An 18,327-nucleotide genomic window follows, 5' to 3' on the forward strand; every position below is an offset into this window, starting at 1 on the left:
CCCGCGACGCAGGTGCGCCGAGACGGCTCGGCCAGGTCGAAAATGGCCGCCGTTCGCTGGCCGGCTCCGTCAGGAAACGGCCGGCAGCGTGCGGAACCGATCACGCATGCGATGCCCGGTCGTGCACGAATGCCGCACATGGACCGCCGGGCCGAGACAGGGAGAAACCGATGAAGAACACGATCGCGATGCTCGTTGCACTCGTTGCGAGCGCAACTTTTGCAGGATGTGCAGACATGAACACGCAGCACCGCAACGCCACCGCCGGCGGCGCGGCGACGATTCCCGCGCAGCCGGGCGGCGCGCCGGCGTGCAAGGCGGACGCCACGCCGGACGACGCGCTGGTCGGCAAGACCGAAACCGATGCGGCCGCGCTGCTCGACGGTTGCCTGTGGCGCGTGCTCGAGCGCGACGGCAAGTCGTTGCCGGGCACGATGGACTATCGCGAGGAGCGCCGCAATCTCGGCATTCGCGACGGCAAGGTGATCTGGGTGCGGCGCGGGTGAGGGCGTGTGACGATTCCGCAGCCGGAATCGTCGACGTCACGTTATCTGCGCGTGCATTTCAGCAGAACGGCACGGCCGAGCTGCAACGGGTGGACGACATGAACGCGCCCGAACCGCGGCCGACCGCGGGCCCATGATCGCCGCGATGCGCGTGCGGTCGGACGCGCGTCACTTCGAGATGTACCACAGCGCGTCCGCGCTGGCGCGCGACGGCTGAGCGGCCGGTGCCTGAGCCGGCGCGGGCGGCGGCGTGTTCGACGTGATGGCCGTCGGCAGCGTGGCGGGAATATTCGCGGTCGAAGGCGAGGCTGCCGCCGTGCCCGACGTCGACGGCGTATTCACGTACCACAGCGCATCGGCCGAGGCCGTGCGTTTCGCGGCCGTATTGGGCGCCGCGTTCGTCGCCGCATTCGCGGCCGCACTGGCCGATTTCTTCGATGCCCCGGCCGTTGCCGTGCCCGCCGTCCCGGCCTGCGCGGTCATGCCGGCGGCCGCCGCCCCTCGCTGCGCGCGCGCTTCGAACGGCCCGAGCTGGAAGATCAACGTTTGCGCGGGACGCGTCACGACGGCATACGGAAACTGCAGCTCCCACGACATCAGCACGCGCCCGGCCGACGTTTCGGTGAAGATCGCAGGCACGTGTTTCATGTCGCTGAACTGCACGTAGACCCGTGCGCCGTCGTCGAACACCTGGGTCGGCTTGGCCTGGTCGGCGCCGGTGACCGTCCATCCGAAGTTGTACGTACCGGCCGGGCCGGCGGGGCCGCCGCCCTGCTGCGGCGGAGGCGGCGAGGCCGGCGATATCGTGCGTGCGCGCGTGACGGGCGGCGCCGACACGCTCAGGCTCGCGAACGGGTTGTACGTCTGCGCCTGTTGCGGCGGCGTGAAGGACGGTGGAAGGATGGGCATGGGAGTATCCGGCGAATCCGGCATGGTCCGGATTGCATCATAGACCTTGCGCGCATACGCGAGGCGCTTGTCGGGCGACGCGGAGTTGTACGCGCCGATCGCGTTCCAGTTGGGGCCGAGCTGGCGGATGTTCTGCGACAGGATCCACGCGCCGACATACGCGTTCGTGCACGCATCGAACAGGCTTTCCCGCGTGATGCCTTCGCGCGCGAGCGTCGGCAGCCACGTGCTGTTGATCTGCATCAGCCCGATGTCGACCGTGCCGTTGGTATTCGTGTTGACCGCGTTCGGATTCATTCCCGATTCGACCTGCGCGATGCCGCGCATCAGGCTGACGCTCACGTGCTGGAACGCGGCCGCGTCGTCCAGGCAGTCGGCCCGCGCGACGCCGCAGAGCGCGCAGGAGAGCGCGATCGTCGAGGCGATGGTCAGCGTGGCGCGACCGAGCGGGCGAGAAGTATGACGCGGCATGGCAGGATGGGGCGGAATCCGGCCGCCCGGTGCAAGGAAATTACGCAGACGCGAAGTGTGCCATAGCAGGCGGGCAAATGGTTCGCGTCAAACTTTCCTTTGCATTTGCCCGCGCGTTCGCCGGGCATTTTTATCGCGCCGGATCAGCGGCCGGGACGATGCATGATCGGTAAAAATGGCCGGAAATTGCGCGAATGCGTGCGCGAATGCGAATGCAACGGCGGCGACGGAAACCTGACGTACTGCGTCAGCTGCGTGGTAAAGCCGGCGATAAGCGGCGCGACAGGGACAATCGGCCGCGACCGTTGGCGGGGCGATGGAAAGCGATAAAAAATCGGCGGCCGAAGCCGCCGTTTGCGCAATGCGGATTCGGCCGGTCGCGCTGCGCGCGGCCGGCCGTCCTGCCGTATCGCGATCAGAAACGGTGACGCAGGCCGAGGTTGACCATCGTCTGCGAGCTCGTGCCCGCATAACCGTACGAGCCGATCGATGCCTGCGCGGCCATCGAGCCGCCCTTGCCGTCGCCGGTCTGGCCGCTCGCGTGCTGGTACGCGGCGGTCAGGTAGACGTCGGTGCGCTTCGACAGGTTGTAGTCGGCCCCGGCCGATACCTGGTGATAGGTCGCCGACGTGTCGCCGCCCGAGCGCGTGTAGCTGTAGCCGACGCCGACGAGCAGCGCATTCGTCGCCTGGTAGTTCACGAAGCCTTGCCCCGTGTTGTAGTGCTCGTTCGAGCCGAACACCGAGCTGGCGTCGCGGCGGTACTGCGCGTTGCTGTAGCCGAGGCCGAACGTGAACGGGCCGGCGACGTACTGGCCCGCGATGCGCGCGATGCCGATCGAATGGGCGCTCGCGTAGCCGTTGTTGATCGGGCCGTCGAACGTGCCGTCCGACGAGCTCGTCCAGCCGTCGCGCACGCCGCTCGACGCGGGGCTGTTGGTCGCGTGGAAGTAGCCGCCCGCGACGCTGAACGGCCCGTTGTTGTACGACACGGCGGCCGAGTACGACTGCGCGGCGCCGGTGCTGCCGGCGATGCCGCCGAACGAATACATCGCCGCGAACTGCAGGCCCGAATAGACGGCCGACGTGTACTTCACCGCGTTGTCGACGCGGAAGCTGTTGTCGTAGTTGTCGACGTCGCCCGGCGTCGCGAATGCGCTGCCCAGATAGTTGTCGGCGGTGATGCCCTGCACGAGATCGATGAGCGGGTCGTATTGGCGGCCGAACGTGAGTGTGCCGTAGCGGTCGCTCGCCAGCCCGACGAAGGCCTGCCGGCCGAACAGGCGGTTGCCCTGGCCCAGCCGGCCGTTGCTCGGGTCGAAGCCGTTCTCCAGCTGGAACAGCGCCTTCAGCCCGCCGCCGAGATCCTCGGTGCCTTTCACGCCCCAGCGGCTGCCGGCGAGGTTGCCCGCGCTGCTGTTGCCGAGCATCCACGCGTTGTCCTTGCCTTGCGCATGGTTCACATAGGTGATCGACGTGTCGATCACGCCGTACAGCGTGACGCTCGACTGTGCATGCGCGACGGGCATCGCCGCGAACGACGCGAGCGAAATCAGCGAGAGGGTCGTGCGTTTCATTTCATTCTCCTTGCGCATTGGTGTGGGTTCGTGATCCGGAATGGCAGGAGACTACAGAGCCGCGATAAAACCGCAAAAATGAAATTCTCCATTGTGGCCTGCTGCAGACAGGCCTGTTTTATGAAATTCATCATTGAGGGATTTGGATTATTGATCGTTGCGTACCAATAGGGGGCCGAGTTTGGGTGAGGTGTCGTTGAGTTTTGCGTGTCGAGTGATAATTCCAGGTGGTTTTCGGGCGAATTGCCTCATTCCCAACATTGTTATCGTTTCGTCAAATCGTTATTTAACGGATTGAATTGGCGTGACCGGAATGAATGTGATAAGGCGGGCAATTCGCGTCGGGCGGACGACATCGCGGCTTGCCCATTCGCCGCCGAGCCGCCACGTGTCGATCACGCGGCTTGCGGCGGCGAGCGTCGCCGCGACGCCGCCTCGATCAGTTGCGCCAGCGTTTGCGCGGGTTCCGACATCGTGCGCCGCGCGCGATGCACGAGGCCGATGTCGCGATGGAACGTGTGATGCCCGAGGTCGATCGCGCGCACGCCGGCCGGCCAGCGGCGATACACGCCGGTCTGCGGCACGATCGCGACGCCGACGCCGTTCTCGACCAGCTTGACGATCGCGTCGAGCTCGTCGAGTTCGCAGGTGTCGCGCACCGCGATGTGCATCTTGCGCAGAAAGCGGTCGACCTGGCGGCCGCCGAACGACGCGCGATCGTAGCGCACGAACGGCTCGCTCGCGAGCAGGGCGGCCCAGTCCTTGCCCTTCACGCCGCGCGGCACGATCAGCCGGAACGGTTCCTGTGCGAGCGTCGTCCAGTGCAGGTCGCTCTGCAGCGCAAACGGCGGCCGGATGATCGCGGCCATGTCGATCTCGCCCGCGTCGACCCGGTTGACCAGCTCGATCGACAGCCCCGGTATCACGCGCGTGCGGCATGCGGGGTGCCGGCGATGGAAATCGGCCAGCGCGGCCGGCAGCAGCGCGCTCTGCACCGATGCGATCGCGCCGATCGTCACGCGCACGGCGGCCGGCGAGCCGGGCGCGGTCGAACTCAGGTTCTCGTACAGGCCGATCAGCGTCTGCGCCTGGTCCAGCACGTGATGACCCATTTCGTTGAGCCGCGCCGATCGCCCTTGCCGGTCGAACAGCGCGAAGCCGAGTTCGGCTTCGAGGCGCTGCATCTGCGCGCTCACGGCCGCCTGCGTGAGCCCGATACGGTTGCCGGCGGCGGCAAAGGTGCCTTCCCGGGCGACGGCGACGAGGGTTTTCAGTTCGCGGATCATTCATCAATTCCGTTTGTGAATCAGCCAATTTTATATTGATTTGATTTTTGTCCGGGCTTGTCTACCATGGTGCCGTCCTCGCGCCCCGCGAGCGTTCCTTCACGAGGCCATCATGAGTCTTTCCCCGTTTCACCTGGCGATTCCCGTCCACGACCTGCCGGCCGCGCGCGATTTCTACGGCCGCGTGTTCGGGCTGGAAGAGGGACGCTCGAGCGCGCAGTGGGTCGACTTCAACTTCTACGGCCATCAGCTCGTGATCCACGAACACCCGAAAACCGCGTCGCAGGAAAGCGCGCATACGAATGCGGTCGACGGCCACGACGTGCCGGTGCCGCATTTCGGGATCGTGCTCGACTGGGCAAGCTGGGAGGCGCTGGCCGAGCGACTGCGTTCGTTCGGCGTGACGTTCGTGATCGAGCCGTACGTGCGGTTCCAGGGGCAGGTCGGCGAACAGGCGACGATGTTCCTGTTCGATCCGTGCGGCAATGCGCTCGAGTTCAAGGCGTTTCGCGACATCGGCCAACTGTTCGCGAAGTGACCTGCCGCGGCGCCTGCGCCGATCGAAATCGGGTGCGAGAATGCGGCCTCGGATCCGGCCGCGCGCAGGTGCGACGGCCGGCGCCGCGCCGCACGGCATCCGTCCGTGCGCGCCGTTCTCCAGGGAGCCCGTATGAACAGTCACATCGCGCCGGTGGCGCTGAACAAAGCCTACCGTCTCCTCAATCACGGCCCGACCGTGCTCGTGTCGGCCCGCCACGACGGCGTCGACAACGTGATGGCCGCCGCGTGGGCGTGCGCGCTGGACTTCCTGCCGCCGAAGCTGACGGTCGTGCTCGACAAATCCGCGAAGACGCGCGAGCTCGTCGAGCGCAGCGGCACGTTCGTGATCCAGGTGCCGACGGCCGCGCAACTGCGGCTCACGCATGCGGTCGGCAGCCACAGTCTGGCCGAGCGGCCCGACAAGCTGCGCGAGGCGGGCGTCACGCTGTTCGACGTCGACGGTCACGACCTGCCGTTCGTCGCCGGCTGCTCGGGCTGGCTCGCGTGCAGGCTGATTCCGGAGCCGCACAACCAGCAGACCTACGACCTGTTCATCGGCGAGGTGGTCGCCGCGTGGTCCGACACGCGCGTGTTCCGCGACGGCCACTGGTATTTCGCATCGGCCGATCCCGCGCTGCGCAGCCTGCACTACATCGCGGGCGGCAATTTCTATGCGATCGGCGAATCGCTGCACGTCGACCCGGACGCGCGGTAAGTAAGCGACGCGCGAACCGTCCCGATGTGGGAACCGCGCTTCACGTGCGCTTCTTCAATTCCGCCAGCATGAGGTCGGCGAACGCCTGCGCGACGCGCGGCAGCGTGCGCCCGCGCTTGACGACGAGCGCGATCGGCCGCACGAACGCGGGATCGTCGATCGGCTTCGCGACCAGATCGGGCTCGGCGCGCACTTCGCGGGCGGTCGCGGGCAGGATCGTCACGCCGAGGCCGCCGCGCACCATCGCGACGGCCGTCATCATGTAGGTCGGCTCGCACGCGATGTCGGCCGTGCAGCCGGCCGCTTCCAGCGCGGCATCGACGACGCTGCGCACGCTCGTGCCCTGCGCGGTGAGCACGAGCGGCACGCCGGCGACGTCGGCGGTGCCGACGCGACGCTTGCGCGCGAGCGGATGATCCTGCGGGCACACGGCGACGAGCCGGTCGGCGCCCACATACAGCACCTCGAGCGACGCATCGAACGTGTCGCCGCCGGTCAGCCCGAGATCGGCATCCTCGTTGCGCACGAGCGCGGTGACGAGGCTCGCGACGCCGTCGCGGATCTCGAAGCCCGCGCGCGGCACGTCGCGCCGGAACGACTGGATCAGCTCCGGCAGCATGCTCGATGCGAAGGTCGGCAGGCACGCGAGCCGCACCGTGCCGCTCGCGCCTTCGCCGAGCGCGCGCGCATCGCGCAGCACGCGCTCCATGTCGTCGAGCGAGCGTTGCAACAGCGGCAGCAACTCGCGCCCGGTCTGCGTGAGCGCGACGCTGCGGCTGTTGCGGTCGAACAGGCGCGCGCCGACGATTTCCTCGAGCCGGCGGATCTGCACGGTCAGCGCCGGCTGCGACAGGTGCAGCCGCGCGGCCGCGCGCGTGAAGTTGCCGGCGTGCGCGACGGTGACGAACGCGCGAATGTCCCGAAGATTCAGATCCATAACGATTCGTGATTGCTACGATCAAATCATTTCAATTGTGCTATCGCTGCGCCGACCTTACGCTCGTCTCCAACAAAAGACAAGGTAGGAGACACGGATGCTGCCGTTACTCGGGCTTGGCACGATCGTCGTGCTGCTGGCCGCGATTCTGTCGAAGCGGATGTCGCCGCTCGTCGCGCTGATCATCGTGCCGATCGCCGCGTCGCTGATCGGCGGCTTCGGGCTGCACACCAGCAAGTTCGTCATCGACGGGCTGAAGGGCCTCGCGCCCGTGGTCGCGATGTTCGTGTTCGCGATCCTCTATTTCGGGACGATCACCGATGCCGGCACGCTCGACCCGATCATCGACCGGATCCTGCGCGCGGTCGGCACGCGGCCGACGCGCATCGTGATGGGCACGACGCTGCTCGCGCTGCTGATCCACCTCGACGGCTCGGGCGCCGTCTGCTTTCTCGTGACGATTCCGGCCGTGCTGCCGCTGTACGACCGGCTGAAGATGGACCGGCGCGTGCTGGCCGCCGCCGTGTCGATGGCCGCGGGCATCAACTTCCTGCCGTGGACGGGGCCGATGATTCGCGCGTCCGCGTCGCTGCACCTGCCGGTGTCGGCGCTGTTCAATCCGCTGATTCCGGTGCAGGCGATCGGGCTCGTGTTCGTGTTCGGCGTCGCGTACTGGCTCGGGCGGCGCGAGGAGAAGCGGCTCGGCCTGTCGCGCGACGATGCGTCGATCCCGCTGCCCAGGCGCGAGTTGACGGCCGACGAGCAGGCGCTGCGCCGGCCGCATCTGTTCTGGTTCAACGTCGTGCTGACGCTCGTCGTGCTCGGCACGATGGTCGTGATGGGCGAGAAGATTCCGCCCGCGATCATGTTCATGGTCGGGCTGTGCATCGCGCTGATGGTGAATTACCCCGACGTCGACATGCAGCGAAAGCGCGTCGACGCGCATGCGCGGGCGGCGCTGATGATGGCCGGCATCCTGCTCGCGGCCGGCGTGTTCACCGGGATCATGCAGGGCAGCGGGATGCTGAAGGCGATGGCGCAGGCGGCGGTCGGCTTCGTGCCGCCGTCGATGGCCGGCCACATTCCGGTCGCGCTCGGCCTCGCGTCGATGCCGCTCAGCATGCTGTTCGATCCCGATTCGTTCTACTTCGGCGTGCTGCCCGTGATCGCGGAAGTGGCCGGGCAGCTCGGCGTGCCGGCCGTGCAGGTCGGGCAGGCCGCGCTGCTCGGCCAGATGACGACGGGGTTCCCGGTCAGCCCGCTCACGCCGGCGACGTTCCTCGTCGTCGGCCTGTGCGGGATCGAGCTCGCCGAGCACCAGAAATTCACGTTTCCGCTGTTGTTCGGCGCGTCGATCGTGATGACGATCGCCTGCGTCGTGCTCGGCGTCTTTTGATTCTTCCCGGCGGCGTGCTCCGCCGGACGACGGTACGGACATGACAGCAAAGCCTTCACATGAACGGCGCGTGCGCATCGGCGCGGGCGCCGGCTACTCGGGCGACCGGATCGAGCCCGCGGTCGAGCTGGCCGAACACGGGCAACTCGACTACCTGGTCTTCGAATGCCTGGCCGAGCGCACGATCGCGATCGCGCAGCAGGCGCGGCGCAACGATCCGGCGCTCGGCTACGATCCGCTGCTCGACGCGCGCATGCAGGCGGTGCTGCCGGTCGCGGCGGCCAGGCGCGTGCGGATCGTGTCGAACATGGGTGCGGCGAACCCGCGCGCGGCCGCACGGCGTACCGCGCGGATCGCGCAGTCGCTCGGCATCGCGGGGCTGAAGGTCGCGGCGGTCGAAGGCGACGACGTGCTCGACGTCGTGCTGCGCGGCGCGTTCCGTTTCGAGGAATCGGGCGACGAAGTCGGCGCGTATCGCGACCGCATCGTGTCCGCGAACGCGTATCTCGGCGCCGCGCCGATCGTCGACGCGCTCGCGGCCGGCGCGGACGTCGTGCTGACCGGGCGCGTCGCCGATCCGTCGCTGTTCGCCGCGCCGCTGATCCACGCATTCGGCTGGCGGATGGACGACTGGGACCGGCTCGGACAGGCGACCGTCGTCGGCCATCTGCTCGAATGCGCGGGGCAGGTGACGGGCGGCTATTTCGCCGATCCCGGCTACAAGGACGTGCCGAATCTGGCGCGGCTCGGCTTCCCGATCGGCGAGGTCGCGGCCGACGGCTCGGTCGTGATCACGAAGGTGCCGCACGCGGGCGGCCGCGTGAGCGCGGCGACCTGCAAGGAACAACTGCTCTACGAGATTCACGACCCGGCGCGGTATCTGCAGCCCGACGTCGTGGCCGATTTCACGCGCGTGGCGGTCGCGGAGGAGGCGACCGATCGCGTGCGCGTGACGGGCGGGCGCGGCGCCGCGCGGCCCGACACGCTGAAGGTGTCGGTCGCGTATGTCGACGGCTGGATCGGCGAAGGGCAGGTCTCGTACGGCGGGCCGGGCGCGCTCGCGCGGGCGCGTCTTGCGCTCGACATCGTTCGCGAGCGGCTCGCGCTGACCGGCGTCGCGGCGACCGAGCTGCGCTTCGACCTGATCGGCGTCGATGCGCTGTACGGCGACGCGACGCCGGCCGTGCGCGGCGAGCCGGCCGAGGTGCGCGTGCGGGTGGCCGGCCGCGCGGCGAACGCCGCCGAAGCCGCGCGGATCGGCAACGAAGTCGAGACGCTCTATACGAACGGGCCGGCCGGCGGCGGCGGCGCGTTCAAGTCGACGCGCGAGGTGATCGCCGTGCAGTCGGTGCTGCTGCCGCGCGCGGCCGTGACGCCGTCGTTTTCATTCGTGGAGGCTTGATGCAACTGCGTGAACTCGCGCATGCGCGCACCGGCGACAAGGGCAATACGCTGAACGTGTCGGTCATCTGCCGCGATCCGCGTCATTACGATCATCTGCGCACGCACCTCGATGCGCAGGCGGTGAAGGCATGGCTCGCGGGCATCGTGCACGGCGACGTCGTGCGCTACGAGTTGCCGGCGCTCGGTGCGTTCAACTTCGTGCTGAGCGATGCGCTCGGCGGTGGCGTGACGCGCTCGCTCGCGCTCGATGCGCACGGCAAGTCGGTCAGTTCGGCGCTGCTGGCGATCGAGGTGCCGGATCCGGCGTGACGGCGGGCGTCGCGGTCAGAGTCGGGTGTTCACTGGATCAGCATTTCGCGACGCCTGTCCGCTCGCGCGATGCACGCGCCGAAGATGTGGCGGCGTCGGCCCTGCCGATAGTCGTGGACCGCGTGCGATGCGACGCGCCGTGCGTGTACGCTACGGCTTCGTGGACCGATTCCCGCACGCATCGAACGGAGCTTGAAGTGAAGAACGAGATCGTAACGCCGCCCCGCGCGAATGGCCAGGCCGGGCGGCGCATCCGGGGTGCGGCCATCGTCATGCTCGCATGTGCCGGCGCGCTGGCCGCGCAGGCGGCGGCCGCCGCGCCGCCTGCGTCCTGCAATGAACGACTGACGGCACTCATCGTACCTGCGCTGCGACAGACCGCGTTCGCCCAGCGCGACATCCATGCCGCCGTCGACGAGCGTAACCACGACGTCTACCGCATCCGTCTGTTCGCGACACCCGACCGTTCGGGCACGCCGAATCGCGAAGCGACGGTTGGCTGGGTGACGCTCGATACGCGTGCGATGCAGGCATTCGACGTCACGCGCGATCCCGACCGGCCGGACGAACTGAAGATCGACCGGCGTGCGCTGTCGCGCTTCGTGTCGACGTGCGCGGTAGCGGCCACGCCGATACACAGTGCCGTTGACTGCGATGCGCTGAACCGTCGTGCGCAGGCGCAAGGCGATGACGTGATGGGCAGCGATGCAGGACGCGTCGTCATCGGCAATGGGCGGCTGCCGTTCTTTTCCGCACCGGACGACGCATGCAGGATTGACGGGCTGTTCGTCGTCGAGCACGACCACGTCGACGCACGGACCAAGTATGGCGACTTCACGTCGGTCGTCTATCTGAATCCGCGCACGCAGGGCATTGCCGAAGGGTGGGTGCGCACCGCACGGCTGAAGCCCGATGGCACCGGCATCGCGCCGCGGCAGCCTTGATCCATCGTTTCTGCAACAATCCGCCGCACACCCATCCGACCTGATCTCGTCATGACTGCCCAGAACCCGACCATACGTCTCAAGCCGCTCTTGGCTTCGCTCGCCGCCCTTGGTGCCCTCGCGGGACTCACGGCGCTCGCCGTACCGTCGCCCGTTCATGCCGCCGAGCCGGCCCAGCCCGACCGCCAACTGAAAACCTTCATCCACGACACGTACGGCAACTGGCGCGCGAGCCGCAAGGGCTGGCAGGCGGACGGCGACGATTTCATCCATTCGCCGTGCGGCGTGCTGCGCGTGGCGACCGCGGACGGCCCGCGCACGCTGCTCGCGATGTGCGGCGAGACCGAGGCGGCGGTGCAGAACGGGATGCCGGGCATGGATTCGGACGCGACGCCGGGCGCGATCGACCTGTACGTGCTGAAGCCTTCGCCGGACGGCAGGACGCTCGAGCCGGTCGCGAAGAAAACGGAGATCGCATCGGGCGGGCGCGGCGAACCGGGCACGGTGCGCATCGAGCGGCTCGGGCCGCACCTGTTCGGGTTCGTCATCGGCGAAAGCGACACGCGGCAAGGCTATACGCAACGCTTCCGCTCAATCTGGCTGCCGGTCGGCAATGCGCTGGTGCATGCGGCGGCACGCATCGACGAGGCGCTCGACAACGCGGAGTCGACGGAATGCGCGAACGCCCGCGCGCGCTGCGAGGAACGCCGCTTCGAGATCGCGCCTGACACGGCCGGCACGGGCGACGTCTATCCGCTGACGGTCACGGAAACGGGTACGCGCGGCGACAAGGCCATCCATGCACGCTACACGGTGAAGTTCGACGCCGCGCGTGGCCGCTACGTCGTGCCGAAGGCGTTGCGCGACGGGTACTGATCCTTCGCGCGGAAACGGGCGGCATTGCACCGCCCGCGCATTCACACGTACAGGTAGCGCACCAGGTGGAAGAACACCGGCGCGGCGAAGCAGATCGAATCGACGCGGTCGAGCATGCCGCCGTGGCCGGCGATCATCGAGCCCCAGTCCTTCGTGCCGAGCGAGCGCTTGACGGCCGACAGCACGAGCCCGCCGACGAAGCCCGCGATCACGATCGCGAGCGAGATCCCGAACGCCGCGCCGAAGCCGAACGGCGTCACGCGATACAGCGACGCGCCGCACAGCGTGGCGAGCAGCCCGCCGCCGATGAAGCCTTCGACCGTCTTCGACGGCGACAACTGCGGCGCGATCTTGCGGCGTCCGAACAGTTTGCCGACGACGTATTGCAGCACGTCGCTGATCTGCACGACGAACAGGAAGAAGAACAGCAGCAGTGCGTTCTGCCCCGCGTAGCGCGGGATGTCGAGGATCAGCACGGCCGGCGCGTGGCTCAGCCCGTACACGCACACCATCAGCGCCCAGTTGATCTTCGCGTTGCGGCTCAGGAAGTCGCGCGTGTCCTGCGTGAGCGCCGACACGAGCGACATCGCGAAGAACAGGTGCACGGGCACGAAGATCGAGTACATCCCGTACCAGTTGATGCCGAGCAGCAGGTACTGCACGGGAATCGCGATGAAGAACGCGATGAAGAGCGTCGTATGGTCGCTCGCGGTGGTCGGCGTGAGCGTGATGAACTCGCGCAGCGTCAGGTACGACAGCAGCGCGAACACCAGGTACGTGACGTTGTTGCCGAGGCCGATCGCGACGGCCATGATCGCGATCATCGCCCACCATGCGCGGATGCGCTGGTTCAGGTTGACGATGGTCGGGCTCGCGCCGCCGCTGCGCGCGCCGAGGATCGCGCCGATCACGGTCGCGACGACGAGCACGCCCGTGACGCCCGCGACCAGTTCCCAGAAGAGGGTTCGCATGGTTGGTATCCGGAAAAGGGAGAAGGGGGCGTTCAGCCGGCCGGCCGCTGCGGCGGCGCGAGCGCGACGACCGCGTCGCGCATGCGGGCGAGGAACGTCGGCTTGTCTTCCTGCGCGGCGAGCGCTTCGTTCGCGCCGAAATGCACCTTGCAGATCAGCGGCACGGGCCAGATCGCGCCCTTCGGCATGATGCGCTGCAGGTTCTCGAGATAGACGGGCGCGAGCGCGACGTCGGGGAATTCGGTCGCGAGATGGAACAGCCCGCTCTTGAACGGCTGCGGGAGCACGTCGGCGCCGCGCGTGCCTTCCGGGAAGATGATGATCGAGTGGCCCTGCCGCAGCGCGTCGCGCACCGGCTCCAGCGGGTCGCCGCCCGATTCGCGATGACGGTCGATCAGCACGACGTTCAGCAGCTTCTGCGCGATGTGACGCTTCAGGTCGCTGCTGTCCCAGTAGTCGCGCGCGGCGACCGGCCGCACGACCGCGCGCACGTCGCGCGGCAGCGCGGCGAGGATCGCGAGCGTGTCGATATGGCTCGTATGGTTCGAGAAATAGATCTTCTGCGTCGGGGACGGCGGCGCCTGATGCCAGACCGGATACGCGCCGGCGACGAGCCGCACGATGGACAGCAGGAAATCGCGCTGCCAGACGTTGAGGATGTTCATCGGCGCGCGGCCTCCTGCGTGCATGCCCGGCCCGCCGCGCACGCGCGGTGGGCGGAACCCCGGAATGCCGGCGCGGCAGGATGCGCGCCGGACGGCTCTTGTTTAAATTTTTTCAAAGTTCGTGGCTGCCTGTCGCAGGTCCGCGATAATCGGACGATTCGCCGTCGCACGCTGCTGCGTCGCGGCGAATGCGCCGGTCGGCGGCGTGATAATCGGCTGTTGCACGAGTGCCCGCTGCCGCTCGAATGGATCTCGCCGCGATCGGGCCAGCGGATTATCGCGAGTTTCGCCGAAAAACGCCAGATTGCCGCCGCGCGGGCGGTTCGCGCCGCCATGCTTGACGCATGGAGGCCGCTCGGCGACGATGAGGGCCGTTCAATCCAGGCCGACGAAGGCCGTTTCGCCGCCCGGGGCATGGCGGCGGGAAACTATCCGACCGTGCCGCGCGAATAATACGAATACGAAACGATGAGCCTCTACGCACTCAAACCCAAATTTCAGAACCGTCTGCGCCCGTTCGCGAATTCGCTCGCCGAACGCGGCGTCACGGCCAACCAGGTCACGCTGTTCGCGGCCGGCGGCTCGATCGTCGTCGGCGCGCTTGCCGGGCTCGGCGTGTTCGCCCGCGCGCTGTTCCTGCTGATCCCGCTGTGGCTGTTCGCGCGGATGGCGCTCAACGCGATCGACGGGATGCTCGCGCGCGAGCACGGGCAGAAGAGCACGCTCGGCGCATACCTGAACGAGCTGGGCGACATCGTGTCCGACGTCGCGCTCGTGCTGCCGTTCCTCGCCATTCCTGCGTTCGCGCCGGCGGACGTCTGGCTGTTCGCGCTGACGGCGGTGATCGTCGAATGCGCGGGGCTGATCGGCCCGCTCGTCGGCGCGACGCGCCGCTACGACGGCCCGTTCGGCAAGAGCGACCGGGCGCTGGCCCTCGGCGCGTTCGCGCTGTGGATCGGCCTCGGCTTGCCGGTCGGCGGCGCCGCCGCGTGGCTGTGGCGGCTGCTGATCGTGCTGTCGATCGTGACGGCGGTGCGGCGCGTGCAGGCCGGGATCGCCGAAGCGGGCGGCTGATCGGCCGCCGACGCGGGGGCGGGACCGGCGCCGGAGGGCGGCGCCGCATGATTCGAATAACGAAACGAGAGAGGTCGCATGAACGCACGCACGGCCCGCGAGGCCGACTTCATCACGCACGACGGCGCAACGCTGTTCTACCGCCACTGGCCCGCGACGGGCGCACGCTGCCGCGGCGCGATCGTGCTGCTGCATCGCGGGCACGAACATTCGGCGCGCGTCGCGCACCTCGTCGACGAGCTCGACCTGCCGGATTTCGCCTTTTTTGCGTGGGACGCACGCGGCCACGGCCGCTCGCCGGGCGCGCGCGGCTACAGCCCGAGCGCGGCCGCGTCGGTGCGCGACCTGCAGACCTTCGTCGAGCATATCCGCGACACGCACGGCATCGCGATCGAGGAGATGGCGGTCGTCGGCCAGAGCGTCGGCGCGGTGCTCGCGGCGACCTGGGTGCACGACTACGCGCCGCCGATCCGCGCGCTCGTCGTCGCGTCGCCGGCATTCCACATCAAGCTCTACGTGCCGTTCGCGCGGCCGGGGCTGCGGCTGATGCACAAGCTGCGCGGGCTGTTCTACGTGAACAGCTACGTGAAGCCGAAATTCCTCACGCACGATCCCGAACGGATCGCGAGCTACGCGTCCGATCCGCTGATCACGCGGCCGATCGCGGTCAACATGCTGCTCGACCTGCACGATACCGCGCAGCGGATCGTCGCCGACGCGGCCGCGATCACCGTACCGACGCAGTTGCTGATCTCGGGCGCCGACTGGGTCGTGCATCGCGGCCCGCAGGACCGCTTCTTCGAACGGCTCGGCTCGGCGCGCAAGGAGCGCATCGTGCTGCCGGGCTTCTACCACGACACGCTCGGCGAGCGCGATCGGGCCCAGGCGCTCGCGCCGCTGCGCGCGTTCGTGCTGCGCGAGTTCGATGCGCCGAGCCCGCGCGTGTCGCTCGCCGATGCCGACCGGCGCGGCGCGTTCCACGACGAATACGCGGCGCTCGGCCGGCCGCCGGCCAACGTGTTCGCCCGGGCGTACTGGGCGCTCACGCGCGCCGGGCTGAAAGCCGGCGGCGCGCTGTCGGACGGCATCGCGCTCGGCTTGCGACTCGGCTTCGATTCGGGCTCGACGCTCGACTACGTGTACCGCAACCGCGCGCAGGGGCGGTTCGGCATCGGCGCGCTGATCGACCGCACGTATCTCGATTCGCCGGGCTGGGTCGGCATCCGCCAGCGCAAGGTGCATCTGCAGGAGCTGATCGGCGCGGCGATCGGCCGGCTGCGCGCGCACGGCACGCCGGTGCGGATCGTCGACATCGCGGCCGGTCACGGGCGCTACGTGCTCGACGCGATCGCGATGGCCGCCGAGCGCGACGGCGCGGCGCCCGACGACATCACGCTGCGCGACTACAGCCCGCCGAACGTCGAGGCCGGGCGCGTGCTGATCGCGCAGCGCGGCCTCGAGCCGATCGCGCGCTTCGAGCGCGGCGACGCGTTCGACGAGGCGTCGCTCGCGACGCTCGAGCCGCGGCCGACGCTGGCGATCGTGTCGGGCCTGTACGAGCTGTTCGGCGAGAACGCGCTGATCGAGCGCTCGCTGCGCGGGCTCGCGCAGGCCGTGCCGCCGGGCGGCTATCTCGTCTACACGGGGCAGCCGTGGCATCCGCAGCTCGAATTCATCGCGCGCGCGCTGAACAATCACCGCGGCGAGTCGACGTGGGTGATGCGCCGCCGTTCGCAGGCCGAAATGGACGAGCTCGTCGCGCGGGCGGGCTTCCGCAAGCTCGACCAGCGGATCGACGAGATGGGCATCTTCACGGTCAGTCTCGCACAGCGGGTCGACGCGTCATGAGCGCGCTCGGCGGCGGCGCGGGTGCGGGCGGCGGGCTGGCCGCACCGGCGGCCGGCGCGCGCGGCGCGTCGTTCGCGCTGCGTTTCGGCTGGCTCGCGGCGATGGGCGCCGTGTTCTTCTCGACGTACGGCTTCGCGAACTGGCTCGCCGCGCGCCGCGCCGCGGTGCCGACGTTCGCGTTCGGCTGGGAGCATGCGATCCCGTTCGTGCCGTGGACGATCGTGCCGTACTGGTCGATCGATCTGCTGTATGCGCTGTCGTTCTTTTTCTGGACGCGCCGCGACGATCTGCTCGATCACGTGAAACGGCTGCTGACCGTGCAACTGGTGTCGGTCGCATGCTTCATCGCGTGGCCGCTGCGCTTCGGCTTCGAGCGGCCCGACGCGGGCGGCGTGGCCGGCGCGCTGTTCACGCTGCTGATGGGCTTCGACAAGCCGTTCAACCAGGCGCCGTCGCTGCATATCGGGTTGCTCGTCGTGCTGTGGGCCGTCTATGCGAAGCACCTGCGCGGCACGTTCGCGCGCGGCGTGCTGCATCTATGGTTCGCGGCGATCGGCGTGTCGGTGCTGACGACCTACCAGCATCACGCGATCGACGTGCCGACCGGGGCGGCCGTCGGCTGTCTCGCGCTGTTCCTGTTTCCGCTGCGCGATGCCGCAGGCCGGTTGCCGGGCGCCGATGCATCGCCGAGCCAGGCCGGCCGCGCGCTCGCGCGCCGCTATGCGTTCGGCGCCGCGCTGGTCGCATGCGCGGCGCTGGCCTGCGTGCCGCGTGCGCCGGGCGGAGCGCTGGCGGCGGGGTGGGTCGCACTGGCGCTCGCCTGCGTTGCGTGGGCCTACCGGCGCGGTGCGCCCGGCGCGTTCCAGAAAGACGCGCACGGGCGGTTTCCGGTCTCCATCGGCGCGCTGCTCGCGCCGACGATCGCCGGCGCGTTCGTCAATTCGCGGCTGTGGACGTTCCGCCAGCCGGCGCCAGTGCGGATCGACGAACGCGTGTCGATCGGCCGGACGCCGACGACGCGCGACATCCGGCGCCACGGCTTCTCCGCGCTGGTCGACCTGACTGCCGAGATGCCGCGCTGGGCGACGGCCGACGCATCGCTCGCGTATGCGTGCGTGCCGCAGCTCGACCTCGTCGCGCCGACGGCGGCGCAGCTCGCGCAGGCCGTAGCGGCGCTCGAGCGCCTGCACGGCGAAGGGCGCGACGTGCTGGTCTGCTGTGCGCTCGGCTACGGGCGCAGCGTGCTGTGCGCGGCCGCGTGGCTCGCCGCGCGGCGCGGGTTCACCGATGCGCGGGAGGCGCTGGCCGCGGTGCGCGCGGTTCGGCCGCGCGCGGTTTGGTCGGATGACGGCGTGGCCGTGCTGCAGCAGTGGATCGATCGCCGGTGCGACGCGGGGCGCGTGTGATGCGCGATCCGTCCGCGCCGTTCAGGATCGCCGCCGCGCGCGGCGCGCTCGATGCGGGTGCATGGGCGCTCGCGGCCGCGCTGGCCGCAGCCGGCGCGGGCGGGTGGATCGCGGCGGGCTGGGCGCCCGCGACGCTCGCCCGGGTACTGCTGGCCGTCGTCAGCACGGGATCGGGGATCGCGGCGCTGTGGTACGCGGTGCGCATCGAGATCGATCGGCGGCTGTTTGCCGCGCTGGCGCGGGCGGCGCAAGGCGACGGGGCGGTCGCCGACGGGCTCGCGGCGCTCGACCGTGCGCTCGCCGATCTCGGCTGGATCGACGCGGCGAAGGCCGGGCGCACGCTCGACGCACGCGTGCGCGGCGCGGTCGGGCTGTGCCGGGCCGCGGTGCTCGTGGCGATCGTGCAGTGGCTCGTCGTCGGGCTCGCGATCGCGGTGTCGCCGATCGGTTAGGGTCAGCGCAAGCGCGCTATCGGCGGGAACGGCCCGTCCGGC

The 18,327-nt window shown here is 69.1% G+C and carries 19 protein-coding genes; 13 read left to right on the top strand and 6 right to left on the bottom strand.

Going from position 1 to position 18,327, the window contains the following annotated elements; all coding sequences use genetic code 11:
• Window positions 1–170: 170 nt before the first annotated feature.
• Window positions 171–506, top strand: a complete 336-nt coding sequence (locus tag QZM15_RS15185) for a hypothetical protein (RefSeq protein WP_059640920.1) — start codon at window positions 171–173, stop codon at window positions 504–506.
• A gap of 168 nt (window positions 507–674) precedes the next feature.
• On the opposite strand, the gene QZM15_RS15190 is transcribed toward QZM15_RS15185, so the two are convergent.
• From QZM15_RS15190 to QZM15_RS15200, 3 genes are all read right to left on the bottom strand, one after another.
• Window positions 675–1,886, bottom strand: a complete 1,212-nt coding sequence (locus QZM15_RS15190) for a transglycosylase SLT domain-containing protein (RefSeq protein WP_302106664.1) — start codon at window positions 1,884–1,886, stop codon at window positions 675–677.
• A 415-nt stretch (window positions 1,887–2,301) separates the two neighbouring features.
• Entirely contained in the window at window positions 2,302–3,462 is a 1,161-nt protein-coding gene (locus tag QZM15_RS15195; RefSeq protein WP_104012309.1) for a porin, read from the bottom strand.
• Window positions 3,463–3,857: 395 nt separating this feature from the next.
• The gene (locus tag QZM15_RS15200) at window positions 3,858–4,748 is read right to left on the bottom strand and encodes a LysR family transcriptional regulator (RefSeq protein ID WP_302106665.1); all 891 of its coding nucleotides are present in this window, start codon (window positions 4,746–4,748) and stop codon (window positions 3,858–3,860) included.
• Window positions 4,749–4,860: 112 nt separating this feature from the next.
• Between QZM15_RS15200 and QZM15_RS15205 the strand changes: the two genes are divergently transcribed.
• On the top strand, window positions 4,861–5,286 hold the full coding sequence (locus tag QZM15_RS15205) for a VOC family protein (RefSeq protein ID WP_059573807.1): 426 nt from the start codon (window positions 4,861–4,863) through the stop codon (window positions 5,284–5,286).
• A 132-nt stretch (window positions 5,287–5,418) separates the two neighbouring features.
• Window positions 5,419–6,003 (top strand): flavin reductase family protein, encoded by a 585-nt coding sequence (locus QZM15_RS15210; protein ID WP_302106666.1) that lies wholly within the window; start codon window positions 5,419–5,421, stop codon window positions 6,001–6,003.
• 40 nt (window positions 6,004–6,043) lie between these two features.
• Here QZM15_RS15210 and QZM15_RS15215 read toward each other — a convergent pair whose 3' ends face one another.
• Complete coding sequence (locus tag QZM15_RS15215) at window positions 6,044–6,940, bottom strand: LysR family transcriptional regulator (RefSeq protein ID WP_302106667.1); 897 nt, start codon at window positions 6,938–6,940, stop codon at window positions 6,044–6,046.
• Between the two features lie 97 nt (window positions 6,941–7,037).
• Here QZM15_RS15215 and QZM15_RS15220 point away from each other — a divergent pair, with 97 nt between their 5' ends.
• Genes QZM15_RS15220 through QZM15_RS15240 form a run of 5 tightly spaced genes read left to right on the top strand, consistent with a single transcriptional unit; the run spans window position 7,038 to window position 11,869 of the window.
• On the top strand, window positions 7,038–8,336 hold the full coding sequence (locus QZM15_RS15220; protein ID WP_302106668.1) for a CitMHS family transporter: 1,299 nt from the start codon (window positions 7,038–7,040) through the stop codon (window positions 8,334–8,336).
• A gap of 40 nt (window positions 8,337–8,376) precedes the next feature.
• Window positions 8,377–9,738, top strand: coding sequence for an acyclic terpene utilization AtuA family protein (locus QZM15_RS15225; protein ID WP_302106669.1), 1,362 nt, complete (start codon window positions 8,377–8,379; stop codon window positions 9,736–9,738).
• Window positions 9,738–10,049, top strand: coding sequence for a hypothetical protein (locus QZM15_RS15230; RefSeq protein ID WP_059573802.1), 312 nt, complete (start codon window positions 9,738–9,740; stop codon window positions 10,047–10,049). The genes QZM15_RS15225 and QZM15_RS15230 overlap by 1 nt, the downstream gene beginning before the upstream one ends.
• Entirely contained in the window at window positions 10,046–10,993 is a 948-nt protein-coding gene (locus tag QZM15_RS15235) for a hypothetical protein (RefSeq protein WP_302106670.1), read from the top strand. Before QZM15_RS15230 ends, QZM15_RS15235 begins: the two co-directional genes overlap by 4 nt.
• A gap of 51 nt (window positions 10,994–11,044) precedes the next feature.
• Window positions 11,045–11,869, top strand: coding sequence for a topoisomerase IV (locus QZM15_RS15240; protein ID WP_302106671.1), 825 nt, complete (start codon window positions 11,045–11,047; stop codon window positions 11,867–11,869).
• Between the two features lie 41 nt (window positions 11,870–11,910).
• Here the strand turns inward: QZM15_RS15240 and QZM15_RS15245 are convergent, their stop codons facing one another.
• Together QZM15_RS15245 and QZM15_RS15250 are read right to left on the bottom strand one after the other, a co-directional pair.
• Entirely contained in the window at window positions 11,911–12,840 is a 930-nt protein-coding gene (locus QZM15_RS15245; RefSeq protein ID WP_059573800.1) for a phosphatidate cytidylyltransferase, read from the bottom strand.
• Between the two features lie 32 nt (window positions 12,841–12,872).
• Window positions 12,873–13,505 (bottom strand): lysophospholipid acyltransferase family protein, encoded by a 633-nt coding sequence (locus QZM15_RS15250; RefSeq protein WP_089464970.1) that lies wholly within the window; start codon window positions 13,503–13,505, stop codon window positions 12,873–12,875.
• Between the two features lie 18 nt (window positions 13,506–13,523).
• Here QZM15_RS15250 and QZM15_RS15255 point away from each other — a divergent pair, with 18 nt between their 5' ends.
• The 5 genes from QZM15_RS15255 to QZM15_RS15275 all read left to right on the top strand — a co-directional run bounded on the left by QZM15_RS15255 (window position 13,524) and on the right by QZM15_RS15275 (window position 18,285).
• Window positions 13,524–13,958, top strand: a complete 435-nt coding sequence (locus QZM15_RS15255; protein WP_155634599.1) for a hypothetical protein — start codon at window positions 13,524–13,526, stop codon at window positions 13,956–13,958.
• A gap of 15 nt (window positions 13,959–13,973) precedes the next feature.
• Window positions 13,974–14,579 carry a CDP-alcohol phosphatidyltransferase family protein gene (locus tag QZM15_RS15260; protein WP_059573799.1) on the top strand — a complete coding sequence of 202 codons (606 nt, stop codon included), beginning with the start codon at window positions 13,974–13,976 and terminating at the stop codon, window positions 14,577–14,579.
• 78 nt (window positions 14,580–14,657) lie between these two features.
• Window positions 14,658–16,427 (top strand): bifunctional alpha/beta hydrolase/class I SAM-dependent methyltransferase, encoded by a 1,770-nt coding sequence (locus QZM15_RS15265; RefSeq protein WP_302106672.1) that lies wholly within the window; start codon window positions 14,658–14,660, stop codon window positions 16,425–16,427.
• Window positions 16,424–17,833: a phosphatase PAP2/dual specificity phosphatase family protein gene (locus QZM15_RS15270; RefSeq protein WP_302106673.1), complete on the top strand. Its 1,410-nt coding sequence runs from the start codon at window positions 16,424–16,426 to the stop codon at window positions 17,831–17,833. Before QZM15_RS15265 ends, QZM15_RS15270 begins: the two co-directional genes overlap by 4 nt.
• The gene (locus QZM15_RS15275; RefSeq protein WP_302106674.1) at window positions 17,833–18,285 is read left to right on the top strand and encodes a hypothetical protein; all 453 of its coding nucleotides are present in this window, start codon (window positions 17,833–17,835) and stop codon (window positions 18,283–18,285) included. The genes QZM15_RS15270 and QZM15_RS15275 overlap by 1 nt, the downstream gene beginning before the upstream one ends.
• Window positions 18,286–18,327: the final 42 nt, after the last annotated feature.

It is taken from the genome of Burkholderia sp. AU44665, from assembly GCF_030504405.1.
GTDB lineage: Bacteria > Pseudomonadota > Gammaproteobacteria > Burkholderiales > Burkholderiaceae > Burkholderia > Burkholderia semiarida.

What these genes read in the sequence shown, in the direction of transcription:
- QZM15_RS15270 (WP_302106673.1), top strand. Translation starts at nt 16,424, where the DNA reads ATGAGCGCGCTCGGCGGCGGCGCGGGTGCGGGCGGCGGGCTGGCCGCA.
- QZM15_RS15220 (WP_302106668.1), top strand. Translation starts at nt 7,038, where the DNA reads ATGCTGCCGTTACTCGGGCTTGGCACGATCGTCGTGCTGCTGGCCGCG.
- QZM15_RS15245 (WP_059573800.1), bottom strand. Translation starts at nt 12,840, where the DNA reads ATGCGAACCCTCTTCTGGGAACTGGTCGCGGGCGTCACGGGCGTGCTC.
- QZM15_RS15260 (WP_059573799.1), top strand. Translation starts at nt 13,974, where the DNA reads ATGAGCCTCTACGCACTCAAACCCAAATTTCAGAACCGTCTGCGCCCG.
- QZM15_RS15230 (WP_059573802.1), top strand. Translation starts at nt 9,738, where the DNA reads ATGCAACTGCGTGAACTCGCGCATGCGCGCACCGGCGACAAGGGCAAT.
- QZM15_RS15190 (WP_302106664.1), bottom strand. Translation starts at nt 1,886, where the DNA reads ATGCCGCGTCATACTTCTCGCCCGCTCGGTCGCGCCACGCTGACCATC.
- QZM15_RS15205 (WP_059573807.1), top strand. Translation starts at nt 4,861, where the DNA reads ATGAGTCTTTCCCCGTTTCACCTGGCGATTCCCGTCCACGACCTGCCG.
- QZM15_RS15240 (WP_302106671.1), top strand. Translation starts at nt 11,045, where the DNA reads ATGACTGCCCAGAACCCGACCATACGTCTCAAGCCGCTCTTGGCTTCG.
- QZM15_RS15185 (WP_059640920.1), top strand. Translation starts at nt 171, where the DNA reads ATGAAGAACACGATCGCGATGCTCGTTGCACTCGTTGCGAGCGCAACT.
- QZM15_RS15215 (WP_302106667.1), bottom strand. Translation starts at nt 6,940, where the DNA reads ATGGATCTGAATCTTCGGGACATTCGCGCGTTCGTCACCGTCGCGCAC.
- QZM15_RS15225 (WP_302106669.1), top strand. Translation starts at nt 8,377, where the DNA reads ATGACAGCAAAGCCTTCACATGAACGGCGCGTGCGCATCGGCGCGGGC.
- QZM15_RS15265 (WP_302106672.1), top strand. Translation starts at nt 14,658, where the DNA reads ATGAACGCACGCACGGCCCGCGAGGCCGACTTCATCACGCACGACGGC.
- QZM15_RS15195 (WP_104012309.1), bottom strand. Translation starts at nt 3,462, where the DNA reads ATGAAACGCACGACCCTCTCGCTGATTTCGCTCGCGTCGTTCGCGGCG.
- QZM15_RS15250 (WP_089464970.1), bottom strand. Translation starts at nt 13,505, where the DNA reads ATGAACATCCTCAACGTCTGGCAGCGCGATTTCCTGCTGTCCATCGTG.
- QZM15_RS15200 (WP_302106665.1), bottom strand. Translation starts at nt 4,748, where the DNA reads ATGATCCGCGAACTGAAAACCCTCGTCGCCGTCGCCCGGGAAGGCACC.
- QZM15_RS15210 (WP_302106666.1), top strand. Translation starts at nt 5,419, where the DNA reads ATGAACAGTCACATCGCGCCGGTGGCGCTGAACAAAGCCTACCGTCTC.
- QZM15_RS15275 (WP_302106674.1), top strand. Translation starts at nt 17,833, where the DNA reads ATGCGCGATCCGTCCGCGCCGTTCAGGATCGCCGCCGCGCGCGGCGCG.